General features: G+C 51.4%; 19 protein-coding genes. 14 read left to right on the top strand and 5 right to left on the bottom strand.

The features are described 5' to 3' along the window. Positions 1-44 precede the first annotated feature (44 nt). The 11 genes from PAT3040_RS35010 (at position 45) to PAT3040_RS34955 (ending at position 15,192) form a co-directional block, all read left to right on the top strand. The gene (locus PAT3040_RS35010; protein WP_108996255.1) at positions 45-545 is read left to right on the top strand and encodes a YpuI family protein; all 501 of its coding nucleotides are present in this window, start codon (positions 45-47) and stop codon (positions 543-545) included. A 55-nt stretch (positions 546-600) separates the two neighbouring features. Then, complete coding sequence (locus PAT3040_RS35005) at positions 601-813, top strand: DUF1540 domain-containing protein (protein ID WP_087567130.1); 213 nt, start codon at positions 601-603, stop codon at positions 811-813. A 7-nt stretch (positions 814-820) separates the two neighbouring features. Then, positions 821-1,261 (top strand): hypothetical protein, encoded by a 441-nt coding sequence (locus tag PAT3040_RS35000; RefSeq protein ID WP_108996254.1) that lies wholly within the window; start codon positions 821-823, stop codon positions 1,259-1,261. Positions 1,262-1,412: 151 nt separating this feature from the next. After that, entirely contained in the window at positions 1,413-2,231 is an 819-nt protein-coding gene (locus tag PAT3040_RS34995) for an ABC transporter ATP-binding protein (protein WP_108996419.1), read from the top strand. Continuing rightward, on the top strand, positions 2,228-4,582 hold the full coding sequence (locus PAT3040_RS34990; protein ID WP_108996253.1) for an alpha/beta hydrolase family protein: 2,355 nt from the start codon (positions 2,228-2,230) through the stop codon (positions 4,580-4,582). The genes PAT3040_RS34995 and PAT3040_RS34990 overlap by 4 nt, the downstream gene beginning before the upstream one ends. Then, the gene (gene helD, locus PAT3040_RS34985) at positions 4,557-6,923 is read left to right on the top strand and encodes an RNA polymerase recycling motor HelD (protein ID WP_108996252.1); all 2,367 of its coding nucleotides are present in this window, start codon (positions 4,557-4,559) and stop codon (positions 6,921-6,923) included. The genes PAT3040_RS34990 and helD overlap by 26 nt, the downstream gene beginning before the upstream one ends. A gap of 440 nt (positions 6,924-7,363) precedes the next feature. Continuing rightward, a complete protein-coding gene (glgB, locus tag PAT3040_RS34975) occupies positions 7,364-9,271 on the top strand; it encodes a 1,4-alpha-glucan branching protein GlgB (protein WP_108996251.1) in 1,908 nt (635 codons plus the stop codon). Between the two features lie 16 nt (positions 9,272-9,287). After that, a complete protein-coding gene (locus tag PAT3040_RS34970) occupies positions 9,288-10,454 on the top strand; it encodes a glucose-1-phosphate adenylyltransferase (protein WP_108996250.1) in 1,167 nt (388 codons plus the stop codon). Further along, positions 10,451-11,563 carry a glucose-1-phosphate adenylyltransferase subunit GlgD gene (glgD, locus tag PAT3040_RS34965; RefSeq protein WP_108996249.1) on the top strand — a complete coding sequence of 371 codons (1,113 nt, stop codon included), beginning with the start codon at positions 10,451-10,453 and terminating at the stop codon, positions 11,561-11,563. The genes PAT3040_RS34970 and glgD overlap by 4 nt, the downstream gene beginning before the upstream one ends. 216 nt (positions 11,564-11,779) lie before the next feature. Continuing rightward, positions 11,780-13,240 (top strand): glycogen synthase GlgA, encoded by a 1,461-nt coding sequence (gene glgA, locus PAT3040_RS34960; protein WP_108996248.1) that lies wholly within the window; start codon positions 11,780-11,782, stop codon positions 13,238-13,240. Then, positions 13,225-15,192, top strand: a complete 1,968-nt coding sequence (locus PAT3040_RS34955) for a glycoside hydrolase family 15 protein (RefSeq protein WP_108996247.1) — start codon at positions 13,225-13,227, stop codon at positions 15,190-15,192. The genes glgA and PAT3040_RS34955 overlap by 16 nt, the downstream gene beginning before the upstream one ends. 51 nt (positions 15,193-15,243) lie before the next feature. Here PAT3040_RS34955 and PAT3040_RS34950 read toward each other — a convergent pair whose 3' ends face one another. From PAT3040_RS34950 to PAT3040_RS34930, 5 genes are read right to left on the bottom strand one after another with little or no spacing between them, the layout of a single operon-like run. Beyond that, a complete protein-coding gene (locus PAT3040_RS34950) occupies positions 15,244-15,669 on the bottom strand; it encodes a spore germination protein GerPE (RefSeq protein WP_087567119.1) in 426 nt (141 codons plus the stop codon). Next, positions 15,666-15,893 carry a spore germination protein GerPD gene (locus PAT3040_RS34945; protein ID WP_108996246.1) on the bottom strand — a complete coding sequence of 76 codons (228 nt, stop codon included), beginning with the start codon at positions 15,891-15,893 and terminating at the stop codon, positions 15,666-15,668. The genes PAT3040_RS34950 and PAT3040_RS34945 overlap by 4 nt, the downstream gene beginning before the upstream one ends. 6 nt (positions 15,894-15,899) lie before the next feature. Next, the gene (gene gerPC / locus PAT3040_RS34940) at positions 15,900-16,571 is read right to left on the bottom strand and encodes a spore germination protein GerPC (RefSeq protein ID WP_108996245.1); all 672 of its coding nucleotides are present in this window, start codon (positions 16,569-16,571) and stop codon (positions 15,900-15,902) included. 24 nt (positions 16,572-16,595) lie between these two features. Then, the gene (locus tag PAT3040_RS34935; RefSeq protein WP_108996244.1) at positions 16,596-16,805 is read right to left on the bottom strand and encodes a spore germination protein GerPB; all 210 of its coding nucleotides are present in this window, start codon (positions 16,803-16,805) and stop codon (positions 16,596-16,598) included. After that, positions 16,802-17,035 (bottom strand): spore germination protein, encoded by a 234-nt coding sequence (locus tag PAT3040_RS34930; RefSeq protein ID WP_087567115.1) that lies wholly within the window; start codon positions 17,033-17,035, stop codon positions 16,802-16,804. Before PAT3040_RS34930 ends, PAT3040_RS34935 begins: the two co-directional genes overlap by 4 nt. 305 nt (positions 17,036-17,340) lie before the next feature. Here PAT3040_RS34930 and PAT3040_RS34925 point away from each other — a divergent pair, with 305 nt between their 5' ends. The 3 genes from PAT3040_RS34925 (at position 17,341) to PAT3040_RS34915 (ending at position 18,381) form a co-directional block, all read left to right on the top strand. Then, positions 17,341-17,766 carry an Hsp20/alpha crystallin family protein gene (locus tag PAT3040_RS34925; RefSeq protein ID WP_108996243.1) on the top strand — a complete coding sequence of 142 codons (426 nt, stop codon included), beginning with the start codon at positions 17,341-17,343 and terminating at the stop codon, positions 17,764-17,766. A gap of 174 nt (positions 17,767-17,940) precedes the next feature. Beyond that, entirely contained in the window at positions 17,941-18,141 is a 201-nt protein-coding gene (locus PAT3040_RS34920; RefSeq protein ID WP_087567113.1) for a hypothetical protein, read from the top strand. Positions 18,142-18,156: 15 nt separating this feature from the next. Then, positions 18,157-18,381, top strand: a complete 225-nt coding sequence (locus tag PAT3040_RS34915) for a hypothetical protein (RefSeq protein ID WP_108996242.1) — start codon at positions 18,157-18,159, stop codon at positions 18,379-18,381. Positions 18,382-18,580 lie beyond the last annotated feature (199 nt).

Below are 18,580 nucleotides of genomic sequence, written 5' to 3'. Positions count from 1 at the left end.
GTTTATAGTTTTTTTGTTGGGAAGAGGAAAGGGGAACTACCACCATGCCATCAACGAATGTTAAAGGATTAACAGAAACGACACGCGAGAAGCTTAAGGATGCAGTAGCTCAATTGGAGCCATTCCTCAACAATCATGTTTTGTCGGGACTGATCGGCGAAGACGACGGAGAGGGAGCCGAACTGTTCTACAGAGGATTGCTGTCCGATCTGCGTCATCTATTGGTTTTTTCTGAAGTCGCGGTCGAGAAGACGGGCGTACTGCTGAGAAGACCAAATTTCGATACCGAGCAAGGTGATCGTGTATTGTACGAGGTGTATCATCATTGCGTGAACGCGTTCTTTTACCCGAAGAACGAATGTTATTCCGAAGACGGCCGTTATGCTTATACCGGACAGGACGCCATCCGTTTCCGGTACAAGCCTGTACGTACGGCTCGCGATATCGTGCTGAGCGTTTCCAAAATTTACGAGGAACTGCGCGATGACTTGTCGTATTACGAAAGCGACTATATGACCCAGCGCCGCATGCAAGGGCAAAAATAAGGCAAGAATGAATCACTTCCGCTTGAGGGACAATGATAGCGGAGGTGATTTTTTTATGCCTAAAGGCGTAAGTTGCAGCGTAGCGAATTGCAGTTTCTGGGAAGAAGGCAACAATTGCGGTGCAAAGGAAATCATGATCGACATCGACCAACATGGCAGAACCTCGTTCAACGAAGAATTCGCAGGCGATGAGCTTGGATTGTATCATCAAGACCAAGCCGAACAGTCCGCAGCCACATGCTGTCACACCTTCAAGCCAAAGGAGTGAGTCTTGGATGGATGATCAAGTGAAACATGATGACGATGTATACAACAATCATCGATTGAAGACCAATGACGGCACGGACGGTTTCGAACCGACAAATATGGGGACACCGACCAACCTTCCTGACGCCGGCGCGTTCAAAGAAGAAATGGGCGCGGATTTCGCATATGGCATGCCGCTCACATCCGCTCAAGATAACGGACAGAGAGGCGCTGCTGAGCTGGATACGGTGACCGAGAGCACCGGAACAGCTGTCGGATGGGTTGCGCTGGTGTTTGCGATTGCTTCCTGGTTCATCTGGCCTGTATTAATTGGCGCTACTGCGACGGTGATGGGATTTATCGCGTATCGCCAAGGCGCAAAAGGACTCGGAGCTTGGGCGATAGGGATTGGTTTGACGGCGCTCGCGCTTAATTTAATTATTGTTCCCTTTTATTACGCGCTAACTTAATATTTGCCGGTCGAGGCTGCCCAATAGGGCAGCCTCGATTATTTTGAGGTAAATGAAACGAGTTGAGCCGCTGAATAAAACGATCTTTACATACCGACCAATTCCAATTGACAGCAAATCCAGCTATGATAGAATAGAGAACCGATTCGTTATGAAAACGAAAAACGAAGGATATGGGGAGGCAACATCTGTGGTTATCGACATCAAGGATATTTCGTGGGAACGCGGCGACGAAAACATCTTGCAAGGTTTGAGTTGGCAAGTTAAACGCGGCGAGCATTGGTGTCTGCTGGGACTTAACGGCTCTGGCAAAACGACGCTGCTTAATATGATCAATGGATACATATGGCCAACATCCGGACGTGTCAGCGTGCTCGGCCACGCTTTCGGCGAATATGATTTGCGGGAACTTCGCAAACGAATTGGCTGGGTAAGCACTTCGCTTCAGCAGAAACTGTACGGCAGCGACGAAGCGCTGCAAATCGTGCTTAGCGGCAAACATGCCACGATCGGCGTCTACGATGAAGTGAAGAATGACGATCTCGATCGTGCCAAGACGCTTATGCAAACGCTGGGATGCGAAAAACTGATCAGTCGCACTTACCAGACGCTGTCGCAAGGAGAGAGGCAACGAGTCCTCATAGCCAGAGCGCTAATGAATGAGCCGGAGCTGCTCATCCTCGACGAGCCATGCACGGGACTGGATATATTCGCAAGGGAACAGCTTCTTGGCATGATCAACTCGATCGCAGCCGAAGCGGAACCGCCGACGCTGATCTACGTGACGCATCATGTAGAAGAAATATTGCCCTGCTTCCAGCATTCTTTGCTGATCAAGCGCGGGACTGTATTCGCTGCCGATCGGACGGAGAAGCTGATGACCGCGGAAGGCATGTCGCAATTTTTCGATGTCCCAATCCGTATTGAGCGGACTGACGGCCGCTACTGGCTGTCGGTCAAATCAACATGAGCTTGGAAAGAGGAAACGTCGAGGAATTAATGCTCGGCGAGCAAGACGAAAAGCAGCTGCCGGAGAGCAGGCTGAAGATTGCATGGCGTTGGATGAGAAGTCGTTACAAGCTGCGTCTGAGCCGGGATAATCGATTAACTTATTATGCGACAGGATCCATGGCTTTATTGGGCACGGCTGCGATGTCGCTAGCGGCAAAGGGAATGCCTACTGGCCTCGGAACATGGCTGGATCAACTCCTATTTCTTACGGCTAACGGGATCGGAATGATAGCAGCCGCTATTCTGCTGCCGATCCTATTCGCTCTAGCCTACATTCCGTTGCCGCGCAGGTTGTTGTCCATAGTCCTTTACGTAGGCGTGGAAGTATATTGCATTCTTTACTATTCCGATCTGGAGCTAGTTCCTTCGTTCATACTTGGGAGTGCTTTTTCGTTAATGGGCGTCTTGCTTGGATTGGCGCTTGGCTGGTTAAGATTGTCCGGATTCAGGCTTTCCGGCAAACTGTTTGCCTGGATGCTTGCAGCTGCGATTTTGGGATGTGTACAGCTGCTGCCCGGATTTCCTTGGCCCATCGAATTGCCGCGATTGACAACAGCCGGCGACGAGTTATCCGGCACTATAGACGGAGCAGAAAGTGTTATTCTTCCATCGTCAAAGACTACGCTTGCGAATCCCTCTTTGCCTGGAACTTATGAAGTATTGAGGTTCTCTTATGGCAGCGGGACGGATAAGCATCGCGAAGTGTTTGGCGATAAAACGGATATTCGCTCTGAGGGCGTAGATGCTTCCAGCTACATTACAGTCTGGCCAAAGCTTAAGACAGCTTTCTGGGGCTTTGACGAGGCGAGCTTGCCGTTGAATGGCCGGGTATGGATGCCGCAAGGAGACGGTCCGTTTCCGCTAGTATTAATGGTGCATGGCAATCATTTGATGGAATATTTTTCGGACGCCGGTTACGAGTATCTAGGCGAACTCCTTGCAAGCAGGGGGATGATCGCAGTATCCGTCGATGCGAATTTTTTTAATTTCTCCGTCTGGTCCAGTCTGCCCAACGACGATATGAAGATGCGAGCCTGGCTAATGCTTCAACATCTTTCGTATCTAAAGGATCTCGATAAACAGGAAAAGGGAATCTTGGCCGATCGTATTGATTGGAATTCCGTTGCGCTCATCGGCCATTCCAGAGGCGGACAAGCGGTTGCGATGGCTGCAGATGCGAAGCGCTGGTTCGCTGAGGACGACGTACTCCAGAAGCTGGAAGATGTCAATATTAAGTCCGTCATCGCTATAGCGCCAACAGATAAGGGGATAGATGATGAATCTGCGCACCTGACCGACGTTAATTACTTGACGATACAGGGTGCAAGAGACGGTGACGTCAATAATTTTTATGGGGATCGGCAATATAATAGAATATCCTTTTCCGACAACGAGGGGCTGTTCAAAGCCGGATTATACTTGTCAAACGCCAATCACAGCCAATTCAATACCGATTGGGGGCGAATGGACGAGCGGCTGCCGGGCGGCTTATTCCTCAATTCAGAAGGATTAATGGCTGGAGAAGATCAGAGGCAGGTTGCCAAAGTATTTATTTCCGCCTTTCTCGAAGCGACGCTGTTTGGACGCAGCGAATACCAGGCGTTGTTCCAGGATTATCGAATAGGCCGTGATTGGCTGCCTCGTTCGACTCGCTACATGAACAGGTACGAAAGCTCCGGCACACTTATTATAGAGGACTTCGAAAGCTCCAGTCCCATTATTCGGGGGACGATGATGGAAGGATTGGAAGCCAGCGAGGAGTCTGTCAAAGACAGGGACGGAAACGGAAGGGGAACTACAGGGCTGCTTATGGAATGGTCGGAGCCAGAAGCGTCATATACGTTCGAATTCCGTCCGAATTCCGCAGCGAAGCTGCATGATTATGCAGATGGAAGTCTGATGTTCTCATTGGCGAATTCAGAATGGCAGCTTTCAAGGGACCAAAAGCTTCCCCCGTTGCCAAAGCTGGAGCTGGAGGCACGGGACCGTGAAGGAAAAGTATGGACGATGAGGCTGGAAGAGCGCATCCCCGTACAGCCGCCCTTCTATACATCCTTTATGGTGTTTGGCCCCTTGGAAAGAACGGTTAAAGATAATAAGTACAAAGAATCTGCGGAAGCCGTATTTCAGTCCTTTATTATACCTCTGAATCAATTTAAGGCGGAGGACGAAAGCGGTAAATTGATATTGCCGGAACAATTGGATTCGTTAACGTTTAAGTTAATGACAGACTCAGGAAGAATAATGATTGATGATATCGGATTAATGAAACAAGGAGGCACTTATGTCGAATACCAATCTACACCCTGATCATCAGGAAGAGCAAGCTCGCGTAAATGACATAAGCGTCATTATCGCGGACAGGATCAAAGAGCTTGAGGGTCGGACAGGCGGCGTGCGCGGCGAAATCGTTGATATTAGACGCAACTTCTGGGATGATGTGACGGTTAACTTCGAGGACTCCGCCGAGACTGCGGAGACTTACGCCAGCATGAAGCAGCAAGCAGAGCTGATGTCGGAGCGGGAGCGCAGCTTCCGCCATATGGAAGAACAGCTGGGTACGCTTAAGCGGTTAGCGAGGTCGCCATACTTCGGAAGAATCGACCTTGTGGATGACGGCGTTGTTTCTTCAAAGACGGACAGCATCTATCTCGGCATCGGCTCGCTGATGGATAAGTCGGGAGAACATTATTTGATCTACGATTGGCGTGCTCCGGTATCCAGTCTTTATTACGATTATGGTCCCGGGCCTGTACGTTATGAGACGCCAGGAGGAACAGTCGAAGGCGAAATGACGCTCAAACGGCAATTCGTCATCCGGAACGGCGTCATACGAAGCATGTTCGATACGGGCGTCACGATCGGCGACGAACTGCTGCAGGAAGTTCTTGGCGCGCAGTCGGATGCACAGATGAAGAGCATCGTAGCGACGATTCAAAGCGAACAGAACAGAATTATCCGCAACGAGAAGGCTCGCCTGCTTGTCGTGCAGGGAGCTGCCGGCAGCGGCAAAACATCGGCTGCGCTGCAGCGAGTGGCTTATTTGCTTTATCGATATCGCGGCAGCCTGAACGCGGAACAGATCGTATTGTTCTCGCCTAACCCTATGTTCAATAGCTATATCTCGACCGTACTCCCCGAGCTCGGCGAGCAGAATATGGCGCAAACCACTTATCAACAATATTTAGAGCATAGAATTGGCCGGGATTTCGAGCTCGAGGATCCTTTTACGGGCATGGAAAGGTTGTTGTCCGAACAGGACGGAGAAGGCAATCGAATTCGCATGGCGAACATAAGCTTCAAGTCGGGCACGTCTTTCATGGGCGTTATAGACAACTACGCAGAATCCCTTGGCAGCTCGGGTATTGTCTTCTCCCCGATCATGTTTAGAGGGCGCGCTCTGATCTCCAAGGAAGAGATGGAATGCCGCTTTTACGAGCTTGACCCTTCCGTGTCGATACCGAATCGTATTCGAAACCTCGCAGGCTGGCTGCTGAAGGAGCTGACTGCACGGGGGAAGAAGGAGCGCAAAAAACGTTGGGTACTGGATGCGATCGAGCTACTTGACTCGGATGCCTACTTGGAGGCCTATCAAGAGCTGAAGCGCAAAAATAAATATACCGATCAATCGTTTTCGGATTTCGATTCGGAGAAGGAATATTTGGCCGGCATGGTCGTTCAAGAGAAATTCAAGAAGCTGCGGCGCAGGACGAAGGCTCTCAAATTTCTTGATATTCCGGCTATGTACCGGACTTTGTTCCAACAGGAGAGTCCTAAAGAGGTGTCGGCGGATTGGGAGGACATTTGCCGGCAAACATTGGAGCAATTGGACAATGGGGTCATGTCTTACGAAGATGCCACGCCATATCTCTACTTGAAGGAAAAGCTGGAGGGGTTCCATACGAATACGACCGTCAAACATGTGTTCGTGGACGAAGCACAGGATTATTCCGCCTTCCAGTACGCATATCTGAAGCGGATATTTCCCAATAGCCGCTTCACCGTATTAGGCGACTTCAATCAGGCGATCTTCGCGTATTCGGGCACGGGCGTCGGTTTCCAGGGGCTAGAATCGTTGTTCGGTCCCGAGGAGACAGAGCGGATTGAACTGCATCGCAGTTATCGTTCCACTCGCCAAATCGTGGAGTTTACTAGCTATATTATCGGCGCGGAGCATGATATCGTGCCGTTCAACCGGGATGGCGAATTGCCAAGCTTGTCTATTGTACCGGATGAAGAAGAACGCCTTGCAGCCATTCGGGAGAAGCTGGAGGAGTGGAAGAAGCGCGGTCTGGCATCCTGCGCGGTGATCTGCAAGACGGCAGCCGAGAGCAAGTCGGTATTCGAAGCGCTGAAGCCATTGATTCCCGAGCTTCTGTTAGTCGGCAAAAATACGGCTACCTTCGAGAAGGGGCTGCTTGTCATACCTTCTTATCTGGCCAAAGGGGTGGAGTTCGATGCGGTAGTGATCAGCGATGCTTCCGATGCGGCATACAGCAAGGAATCCGAGCGCAAACTGTTCTATACGGCCTGCACGCGGGCTATGCATGCGCTCCATCTGATCAGCGCCGGCAAGCTGTCTCCGTTTCTGTCTACTTCCGGGTCAGAGTCTACCTACCGTGTACTTCAAAACCCGGCTAGGAAGCAATAGTTCGGACGTGCCCCAAATGTTGCTTGCCAGAAAAAACTGGCATGATGTGGAACAGGAGGAACAATAATGGAAAACTGCAGCATAGAAAACTGTTTAAAACCACTCAAAGCAAAAGGATTATGCTCCATGCATCATCAACGGCTGCTTCGTCATGGCGATCCTTATATGGTCAGACCTCGTCGTGTCAGGAAAGTGACGATGTGCAATTGGGTTAATTGCACCAACCCCGCAATTACGAAAGGACTATGTCCCAAACATTACTACATTTATCGAGTGAGGCAAACCTCGCATATGTAGTTTTCGTAAACATTACGTCGAATGGTGAGGTTTTTTGACGCACACTTCCTTTTCGAAGTAATGTTATATGAAAATCTACTATTTCTTTTCCAATTAACGATGTATAATAAACGTATATTTCTTCCTAGGGGGTGATGCTGCACATGGTGGCGACGATGCGCTTGGGCTTGTCCGAGGAAGATTTATACCTGTTTAATCAGGGGACAGCCTACCATAGCTATCGGTTTATGGGAGCCCATCCGATGACGGTGAGCGGCAAACAAGGCGTTCGTTTTGCGGTTTGGGCGCCGAACGCAACCGAAGTACGCGTCATCGGAGAGTTTAACGAATGGAACGGGAAGTCACACCGGATGAAGAAACACGGCACGACGGGCATTCATGTGTTGTTCATTCCGGAATTGCGGCCTGGCGAGCTCTACAAGTATGAGTTGGTCACGGAGAATGGCGAAGTGGCGCGCAAATCAGACCCTTATGCCTTTTACTCCGAGCGCAGACCGGGCACGGCTTCGATCGTGGTCGATAACGACGGTTATACGTGGGATGATGCTGCCTGGATGGAGCAAAAGAAAACGAAGTCACCGTACGATCGCCCTTTGTTAATTTACGAAGCCCACGCAGGGTCATGGAAGACCAAAGGAAAAGAACATTATTACACTTACGAAGAGCTTGCGGAGGATCTTGTGCCCTATGTAGCCGGACTCGGTTATACGCACATTGAACTGATGCCGCTCGCAGAGCACCCGCTCGACCAGTCGTGGGGGTATCAGGTGACTGGCTTCTATAGTCCGACCAGCCGTTACGGCACCCCGCTGCAGTTCAAGAAGCTAGTAGACGCTTGTCATAGAAACAGTATAGGAGTCATCCTGGACTGGGTGCCTGGCCACTTCTGCAAGGATGATCACGGTCTCCGTCTCTTCGACGGTACGCCGCTCTATGAAGGCGCCGACAGCAACCGTGCCGAGCTTCCGCTCTGGGGGACGCTTGCATTCGATTATTCCAGGCATGAAGTTTGGAGTTTCCTGATCTCGAACGCGATCTACTGGATGGACGTTTTCCACATCGACGGACTGCGCGTCGACGCAGTCGCGAATATGATTAATTTGCATATGGACAAACCGGCTCATATGCGTACTTTCAATGCCCATGGCGGCAGAGACAATCTGGATGCTTTGAGGTTCCTCAAACGATTAAATGAAACGGTGTTTCATTATTACCCCGATACATTAATGCTCGCGGAGGATTCTTCCGCATGGCCAGCCGTTACATCGCCGACCTACCTGGGAGGTCTAGGGTTTAATTTTAAATGGAATATGGGCTGGATGAACGACACTCTTCGTTACATGTCCTTACATCCGTCGGACCGGCCTCATCATCATCATTTAATTACCTTCTCCATCTGGTACGCCTTCTCTGAAAACTATGTGCTGCCGCTGTCTCACGACGAGGTCGTGCACGGCAAACATTCCTTACTGGACAAAATGCCCGGCACTTACGAGGAAAAATTCGCTCAACTGCGTCTATTCTACGGTTATTGGATGACCCACCCCGGCAAAAAACTGTTGTTCATGGGGAGCGAGTGGGGGCAATTCGACGAGTGGAAAGATCAGGATATGCTCGACTGGATGGTGCTGGAATACGATTCGCATCGCAGCATGCTGGAGTACGTCAAGACGCTTAACCATACTTACCGCAAGCTGCCTTCCCTTTGGGAACGCGATAGAGATCCCGAATGTTTTGGCTGGATCGACGTCAATAACGCCGCCCAGTCTGTTATAACCTATATCCGATATGGGTATGAGTCTTGTAGTGTGATCGTGATCAACTTCTCGAATCAGAATTATCCGAATTATCGAATAGGCATGCCGGAGCCGGGGCGGTACGCAGTCGTCATAAACAGCAGCGCGCGGCAATTCGGCGGTAATGGCGGTTCTGAAGAAGTTTGCTGCATCACGGAAGACGTCGCTTGGCATGGCCGCGACCAAAGCATCTCGATTGAACTCCCCCCACTTACATTTCTGTTGCTTACTCCATTGCCGGGGGACACACTTTGACAAGGAGCTGGTGTCCATGGTCCGTAAAGAAATGATTGCAATGCTGCTTGCAGGAGGAGAGGGAAAGCGATTAGGCGTGTTGACCAAGGATTTGGCAAAGCCCGCCGTCTATTTTGGAGGAAAATACCGGATCATCGATTTCACCTTAAGCAATTGCGCTCATTCCGGCATCGATACGGTCGGGGTGCTGACGCAGTATCAGCCGCTGGAGTTGAATCGTTATCTTGGCATCGGCAGTCCATGGGGGCTTGATCGCCGCGACGGAGGAATGACCATTCTGCCGCCGTATGTGAAGCAGAAGGGCGGAGTCTGGTACAAAGGCACGGCCAATGCCATCTATCAGAACATGGCTTTTATCGAACGATACAATCCCGAATACGTGTTGGTCATATCCGGCGATCACATCTACAAGATGGATTACGATCTCATGCTGCAGCATCACAAGCGAAGCGGTGCGGATGTCACGATTGCCGGACTTCAGGTCGACTGGAAGGAAGCAAGCCGCTTCGGCGTTATGCATGTCGATGACGAGGACCGCATTACCGCCTTCGAGGAGAAACCAAAAAATCCGACGAGCAATATCGCCTCGATGGGCGTTTATATTTTTACCTGGAAGACGCTGCAGAAACATCTGATCTACGATGAAGCGAACCGCAATTCCAGCCATGACTTCGGCAAGGATATTATTCCTGCGATGATGCGCGAAGGGCGCAAGCTGCATGCCTTCCCTTTCAAGGGATATTGGAAGGATGTAGGCACAATCGAGAGTCTGTGGGAGGCCAATATGGATCTTCTTGCCGAGGAGCCGCCTCTGGATCTTTACGATACCGAATGGCGCATTTATTCTGTTAATCCCAATCGTCCTGCCCAGTTCACTTCCGCGGAAGCCGTAGTCACCTCTTCCGTCGTTTCCGAAGGCTGCGTCATTGAAGGAGAGGTAGATCGTTCCGTGCTGTTCTACGGGGTACAGGCGGAGGTCGGGTCGATCATCAGCGAATCCGTGATCATGCCCAATGTCCGAATCGGCAAGGGAGCGCGGATCTATCGCTCTATTATCGGCGAAGGAGCCGTCATACAGGCTGGTGCGGTTATAGGAACTCCGGAAGACGATGCTATAACGGTTGTAGCGGTAGAGCAATATGTGACGAACGATCATATGGTGCTGGAGGTGGAGCCTACATGAAACATCGCATCCTTGGCGTTATCAACCTGATTCACGAAAATGACGAGCTGGGGCCGCTTACGCAGGGCAGATGTCTCGCAACCGTGCCGTTCGGCGCCAAATATCGACTAATCGATTTCGCATTGTCCAGCATGGTCAATTCCGGCATCAGCAAGGTGGCCGTATTTGCCCATACGAAATACCGCTCCCTTATGGATCATCTCGGCTCCGGCAAGCATTGGGACTTGCAGCATCGCCAGAGCGGACTGTTCATCTTGCCGCCGCTGACGGACGATCTGCTGGAGGTTAGCCGAGGGGACTTATACCATTTCTATCAACAACGCGATTATTTCAATCGTTCTTCGCTAGATTATATCGTCATCGCACGCAGCCATATGGTATGCAACATCGACTTCGAGAGGGTGCTGGCTTACCATCAGGAGCAAGATGCCGATATTACGGTTGTTTGCAAGGAGCATGATGGCCCCGTGCTGGGCAAATCGCGCAAGGTGAAGCTGGATGCTGATGGGCGCGTAACGGAAATTCAGGAGCACTTCGGGCGATTGGAGAGCAACATCAGCTCCATGGAGATGTATATTATGCGCAAGGACCTGCTGATGGATCTGGTAGAGACGTCATTGGCGCAAGGTCAGGATCATCTTGTTCGCCATGCTATCTTCTCCAGGCTTGGTCAACTGCGTGTATTCGGCTACCGTCATGAAGGTTATCTTGGCGTTGTCAATACGCTGGCGAGCTATTATCAACACAGTATGAACCTGCTGGACCAGGATGTATGGAAGGAATTGTTTTTTATGCCCGGACCTGTCTATACGAAGGTCAAAGACGAGCCGCCTACTCGTTATGCGGCTGGCTCCAGGGTGACGGGCTCGCTGATCGCAAACGGCTGCCGGATCGAAGGCACGGTGGAGAACAGCGTTATTTTCCGAGGCGTTCATGTTGAGAAGGGCGCTGTCGTAAAGGACAGCATCATAATGCAGAACGGGTATGTCGGCCAAGGAAGCTTTGTTCAGTACAGCATCATGGACAAGGACGTGAGAGTCGAGGCAGGCCGCGATATCCGCGGCGCAGGCGCATCGCCTTTTATGGCGGCCAAACGCAAAATCATTTAAGGTTTGTCTCGTAACATTAAATAGAAGTTTAAAAGTTTGGTTATCAGTACCGAGAAGATTGGACGAAGCTAGAAACCGAGTATCGGAGCGTAGCAGAGCTACGTGAGAAACGGAGGGTTCGGCTGAGTTCAATATTCGACGTCGAGTAGGCATCCTGAGATACTTCGTAATGGTAAGCGGACTTTTAAACCACCATATAGTGGAGGTTGGGGAGAGATGAACATTCTGTTTGCAACTTCGGAGGCAGTTCCGCTGGCGAAGACCGGCGGCTTGGCCGACGTCGCGGGAGCTCTGCCCAAGGCATTGGCCAAGTACGGTGCCGATGCGAGGGTCATACTGCCGAAATACGAGGAAATTCCGACGCATTATGTCGAGCAATTTCAGCTGATCGCCGAATTTCAGGTGCCGTTCGGTTGGCGCAATCAATATTGCGGCTTGCAGAAGGCGACGATCGACGGCATCAGCTACTATTTGATTGACAACGAATTTTATTTTAGGCGCAAAGGTTTATATGGTTATGGCGATGATGCGGAACGATTTGTTTTCTATTGCTTTGCCGTGATGGAATCTGCGCGGCATCTGGATTTCAAGCCCGATATCGTTCATTGTCACGATTGGCAGGCGGGGCTGATTCCATTTTTGCTTAGAACCAGATACGCGTTCGATCCTTCGTGGGCTTATGTAAAGTCGGTGTTTACGATACATAACCTGATGTACCAGGGGTTGTTCGGCGCAGAGGTGCTCAAGGAGCTGACAGGTGCCGGAGAGGAGCTGTTCGGCTGGGATGGACTCGCTCACCGTGGAGGAGCCAGTTGCTTAAAAGGCGCGCTGGAGTTCGCGGACAAGCTGACGACGGTCAGCCCAACGTATGCACACGAAATTCAGACTCCGTATTATGGCGAGCATCTGGACTCCGTACTACGGTACAGGCAAGAAGATCTGCGCGGCATCGTGAACGGTATCGATCTGGAACTGTTCGATCCCATGAACGACGATGCGTTGCATACGCCGTATCGCAACTCCATCGGCCGCAAGCGGAAAAACAAGATCGATCTGCAACGCGAGCTGGGACTGCCCGAATCGGCGGATATCCCGATGATCGGGATTGTATCGCGGCTGGTGGAGCAAAAGGGCTTTGATCTCATAGCCGCAACGCTGGATGAGCTGCTGCAGGAGGAAGTCCAGCTTGTCGTGCTGGGTGCGGGAGATCGGAAATACGAGGAGCTGTTCCTGGACGCGGCACGGCGTTATCCGGAAAAGATGGCGATCTGGTTGGGTTACAGCGACCGGATGGCGCGCAGAATTTACGCCGGCTCTGACCTATTTGCAATGCCCTCGAAGTTCGAGCCATGCGGCATCAGCCAACTACTGGCGCTTCGATATCGATCCGTGCCTGTCGTGAGGGAGACGGGAGGACTTCGGGACACGGTACATGCCTACAACGAATATACTGGCGAAGGCAACGGTTTTACCTTTGCCAACTATAACGCCCATGACTATCTGTACACTGTGAGAAGAGCCCTTGCCTTTTACCGGGAGGAGGAGACCTGGAAGAGGATTATCGAAAACGGCGCCCGCAGCGATTACAGCTGGCATGTATCCGCGAAGGCTTATATGGACGTTTACGCAGAGCTTGCCGCGCATCGAAAGGAGAACGAACCATGGCCCGTCATCTAGTAATCGGCAACGGCAAAATGCTGCTGAACCTTGATCGTAATTGTTATATTCGAGATATCTATTATCCGTATATTGGACAACTGAATCATGTCGGCGGCCATTATTGCCGCTTCGGCATATGGGTGGACGGTCAATTTTCGTGGCTGGACGATTCGGAGTGGCATATTACGCTTGACTATATACAAGAATCTCTGGTCACTAACATTACGGCGAAGAACGAACGGCTCGGAGTGGAGCTGCATATCAACGATGGCATCCACCAGCGCGAATGCATCTATATTAAACGTATTGTCGTCCGGAACAAACGTCAGGATGGACGCGAAGTGCGGTTGTTTTTCCATCAGGATCTTATGATCGAGGGCTCGGAAGTGGGCGACACGGCAGTTTATTATCCCGAGAACCACACGTTGTATCATTACAAACGCTCTAATTATTTCATGTTCAACGGTTCCTCCGACGAGGGAGGCATTATGCAGTATTCGACCGGCATCAAACGGTTCCAGTCCGCCGAGGGGACTTGGAGGGACGCGGAAGACGGCAGCCTCATGGGCAATACGATCGCTCAAGGTTCGGTCGACAGCACAATCAGCCTCCGATCGGTGGTTGAAGGATATGGCGAGAAAACCTTCTATTATTGGATGTCGCTCGGAAAAAACCTGGAGGAAGTCAAAGAGCTTAACCAGTACGTCCAGGACAATCACCCCGAGAAGCTGTTGAGCCGGATCGTCGTCTATTGGAACCATTGGCTGAGCAGGGCGGAGTCGGATCTGGGCGATCTGCCGCCTGACGTAACCAAGCTGTTTCAGCAGAGCTTGCTGCTAGTCCGCACGCAAACGGATGAGCGCGGAGCGATATTGGCCGCCAACGACACCGACATTCTCCAGTACAACCGCGATCACTACAGCTATATGTGGCCTCGTGACGGCGCATTGATTGCCGATGCAATGTCGATGGCAGGATACCAGAGCGTTATCGCGCCATTTTTCCACTTCTGCGCAACGGCGCTGTCGCCGGAAGGGTATCTGTATCACAAATACAATCCGGACGGAACGGTCGGCTCGAGCTGGCATCCTTACATTGTGCAGGGAAGCAGGCGGCTGCCCATCCAGGAGGACGAAACGGCGCTAGTCCTGTTCGCCTTGTGGCAAGATTACAAGCGCAATGGCGTTATCGAGCTGCCTCAGTCGTTATACAGCAACCTGATTCGCAAAGCAGCTGCCTTTTTAAGCGACTATGTCGAGCCGACGCTCGCTTTGCCGAAGCCAAGTTATGATCTTTGGGAAGAAAGATACGGCATATGGACGTATACGGCAGCCTCCGTGTACGGAGGTCTTATGGCGGCGGCGCACTTTACGGATTTATTCGGCGATTACGAGCGCAGCGACCATCTCAAGCTGCGTGCGAAGTGGATCAAAGAAGGGATGCTGGAGCATCTCTGGGATGAGGAGAGCGGGCGATTCGCGCGGGGACTCATACAGAAGGACAATCGCTGGGTGAAGGATATGACGCTGGAGAGCAGCCTGTTCGGCGTGTTGGACTTCGGCGTTCTGCCTGTAGAAGATGAGCGTGTAATCAAGACGATGCTGGCCATCAAGGAAGGACTTCGTGTCCGTACCAACATCGGAGGGATCGCGCGGTACACCAACGACTATTATTTCCAGCAGTCCGGCGAGATCGACAAAGTACCAGGCAATCCATGGATTATCTGTACGTTGTGGGTGGCCAACTTCGAGATTGATTCGGCGAAGTCGCTTGAGGATCTGCGCGGACCTAAGGAGACATTGCAATGGGTCGCGAATCATGCGCTGCAGAGCGGGTTGCTGCCGGAACAGCTGAATCCTTATGACGGATCGCCGCTGTCAGTCGCACCGCTTACGTGGTCACATGCCACGGTCGTTCAGAGCGTCTGCAAATACGCGGCAAAATACAAGAAGCTGAGTCAGGGTTCATGAACAAAAGACGCTCTTTCGCACAGTCATTGCTGGCGAAAGAGCGTCTTTTGGCTACATTATCGTCGTATCCTGAGGGAATTGCCGTATATGTTTAACCCGGGCTTCGCCGACTACGGAGTAGCTATTGCCGACATGAAGACTGGAAGAAGAGCTGAGCGCAATCACGCTGACGCATCCCACGGAGATTCGAGGGGAGTGATTGCATCTGTTCAAGTTGTCGGGTTGGCCGGATTGCAGCCAAGGGTCAGAAATAATGGGCCACGGGCGAGAAAAAATATCGTAGGACTCGAAGTAAGCTTCTCCCGCTGTGGAATGATCTTCTTTGCGCTGCACGGCCAGCGCACGGAGCTTCGCGTGCGTCGAACCGCGATCGCCGATCTGTACGATGGACGCGGACGCCAGACTGATGACGTTGACGAAGGCAATCTCCGAGGTGCGGACAGGAAAACATTCCAAGCTGCGATTGGAAAATTTCATAGAAAATCTGTGACAGTCGTCTCGCCGACTGCCGCTTCGGCGCCCTCGGGTTCAGGCAGTGGAGCCATGGATCCGACGATAACGGATTCTGGCGGCGTATCGAACATCGAATACAACGCCATGCGTCTCGTGTCGCCTACCTGCAAGAGCGAGGAGCTGGCGATGCCGAGCACTTCGATGCGGCCAACGCACAGCTGATGGTTATGAACAGTGAAATTTACCATGTCGGATCATCCTTCCGATTGGGGGTAAGTGTCTTTCAATTGGCGCATATAAGCGCCGATCGCGGCTTCGGCATCCCGCTTCGTCCTCTCGAAGATACGTTCCGTCATGGCTCCAGGATTGCTCAGATTCTCCTGCTCTTCTTTCGACAGCTGATTGATGTAATGTTTGATTCTGGCCGGCAGCTGCTTGCGAACATCCTCCAGCACAATACGGCGATGATGCGGGTCAAGCTGCATGCCTAGCTCCATCTCTTGACTTAGCAGGCGGCGTTCTCCTTCGGAAGCCATGTAGCCGTCAAGACGGCCGGCCAAAGCGCGAAACGGACCTTCCGCTTGCTGGGTTGCCATAGGCTGCTGGACAGGATAATAATTCGGTTGGTCCCCAACGGTAAATTGCTCGACCTCGCCCGTTCCCGTGGTAGAGTCGGCGGCTTCGCCGCCTGGGAGCGTCATGCCGATATTAAGCGTACCTTCCAGCCTCTCTACTTTCAATTGATCGAAGCGGTACTGAATGCTCTCGACATTGTAGGAGGGCTTCGCCTCCAGCATGCTAATTTTGTTTTGAAGTTGGGAGAGCTGCACCTCAAGCCGTTCGATCTGAAGCTGCTGCTGATGTAGTCTCCGACTGACTTCGGCCGACCAGACATGCCACGGATTCAATTCGTTCGGATCTTTCATCGCGATTAGCCTCCCTTTTGTTTATTAGGAATGATCTGGTCTTGGCAGCGGCACAAAAGATAGCGGATTATCCGTAGACAGCTCGGGCGCGGGGCCCGAGAAACCGCCTGAATTGTAAAGCTGGGACATGGAGCGTATGGCGCCGGCGCTTCCTACCTGCAGCACGGAGCTGTTCGATAGGCTGTCGACGTGCAGAGAATGGATCGTAATGTACTGATGAATGGTCCAACTCATACGATATTGACTCCATTAGGCACATTCGTACTGTCCTGAATATCGGGATCAACCGAATTCGTCGCGCTGACCGCATTGTTCGAATTCGTCAAGCTTCCGGTCAAGAAGGAGCCCGAACCGGCATACGTCTTGGAGGTGCTTGAAGGAGACACCTGTACCGTATCTCCGAACTGGACGATGGAGCCGCCTCCCGTGCTGACGATTTTTACAAAACCGACAACTGCTGGCATGTCATATCACCTTCCATATTAGACATTGATATGGATTATTGTATGCGGCATTCGCCCAGACGTTACCGTTAGGGCGTGTCTGAAAACTCGCTCAGGGGCATCTTTCACCGCCTTTCCGCCCCCTGCTTCGTCACTTTTGCTTGATGTACCCCCGGTACACCTTCACAAAAGTTCCTTGCATGGAACGAAAATTCGGCAAAATCTGCTCCCCTCGGAGTATTCAGACTCGCCCTAGGCAAGTGTCCATGTCTCTCGGTGCCGCATACAATGAGAGCAGAGACTGCGTTCGGAAGGATGAGGACTTTATGGCATCGAGATGGGAAGAGCTGGAGAGATGGATGGAAGGGCAGCATCTGCCCAAGGGCTTCGAGGTAATCCGCGAGCCGGATTGGGTCGAGAAATTCGTTCGCGGCTTGATGACGAAGGCATTGCCGGAAGCATCGGAAGTCATAAAAGGGAAGGATACGCCTGGCATTACGGAAACCGAGCAATCGATCACGGTACAATTCCGGCTTCCTCCGGGAGCGCGAAGAGGCGATATCGGACTGTATGTGCGGGAGGACCGACTGCGTATCATAGATCGGGAAAGCGGAAATCGTACGATGGTTCCGCTGCCCGTGCTGGTGCAGCCGAAGGTATGCCAGGCGGCAGTGAAAAGCGGCATTTTATACATCAAGCTCCGCAAGCGCAGGGCTTCGAAACAATATATGGAGCATTACATTCGGTGGTAATGGAGGAAACTTGGACTAAATTGTCACCAAATCGACGGAGTTTGCCCTGCAATCGGACTGGATAATAGAATCGCAATTTCGTATAATGTCATATGTGTATATGTTGGTATAATAAATGCGAGTTCAAAAAGACCGAAAGCGGACTTTTTGCAACCGTTATAAGGAGTGTCGTCGGTGACGTTGGTAGATGTCAGCAGCGTATCCGCATCCCTGTTCATATTGGGGGTTGTATTCCTGCTTTTAATATTCGGTCTGCTCAGCTTCGGGATCTTGCGTATGTTCCAGCAGCAGTTTCGAGCGGGTTGGTACAGCTTTGCGGGAGCGATCGTGAGCTTTGTTGTTTTTATGTTTATTCTCAATAAGTGGTATTTGTAAATCGGGGGCTAAGACGTGTTCTGGACTGCGGTATGGTTTGTATCGAATCTATTTTTTGTAGCGGCTTTAATCACATTCCTATTCGTTCATCGCGCATGCACGATGGCGGCTCAGCAAGGTGCGGACGCAGGGAAGATGATGAAGCTGAGTCGCGGAAGATTATGGGCCGGCATAGCTAGTGGGGTCGGTTTTGTCGCGATGTGCGCCAGCTTCCTTATTAATATGAGATTGAACGGATAGGGCTCTCATTGACGGGAGTCTTTTTTTTGGGCATTATGAAGATAGCGCTACTTGAAGGTACAGCCATACATCTCACCCGAGATGGATCACCTCTAAGAGGTCGTTCAAAAAATTCGCTTCCCATTACGAAGTCATCCTAGAAGCATACTCGACGTCGAATATTGAATTTAGCCGAACCTTCCGGTGCTCACGTAGCTTA

The organism is Paenibacillus agaridevorans, from assembly GCF_003112455.1.
Lineage (GTDB): Bacteria > Bacillota > Bacilli > Paenibacillales > Paenibacillaceae > Pristimantibacillus > Pristimantibacillus agaridevorans.
This window is presented reverse-complemented; position numbering and strand designations above follow the sequence as displayed.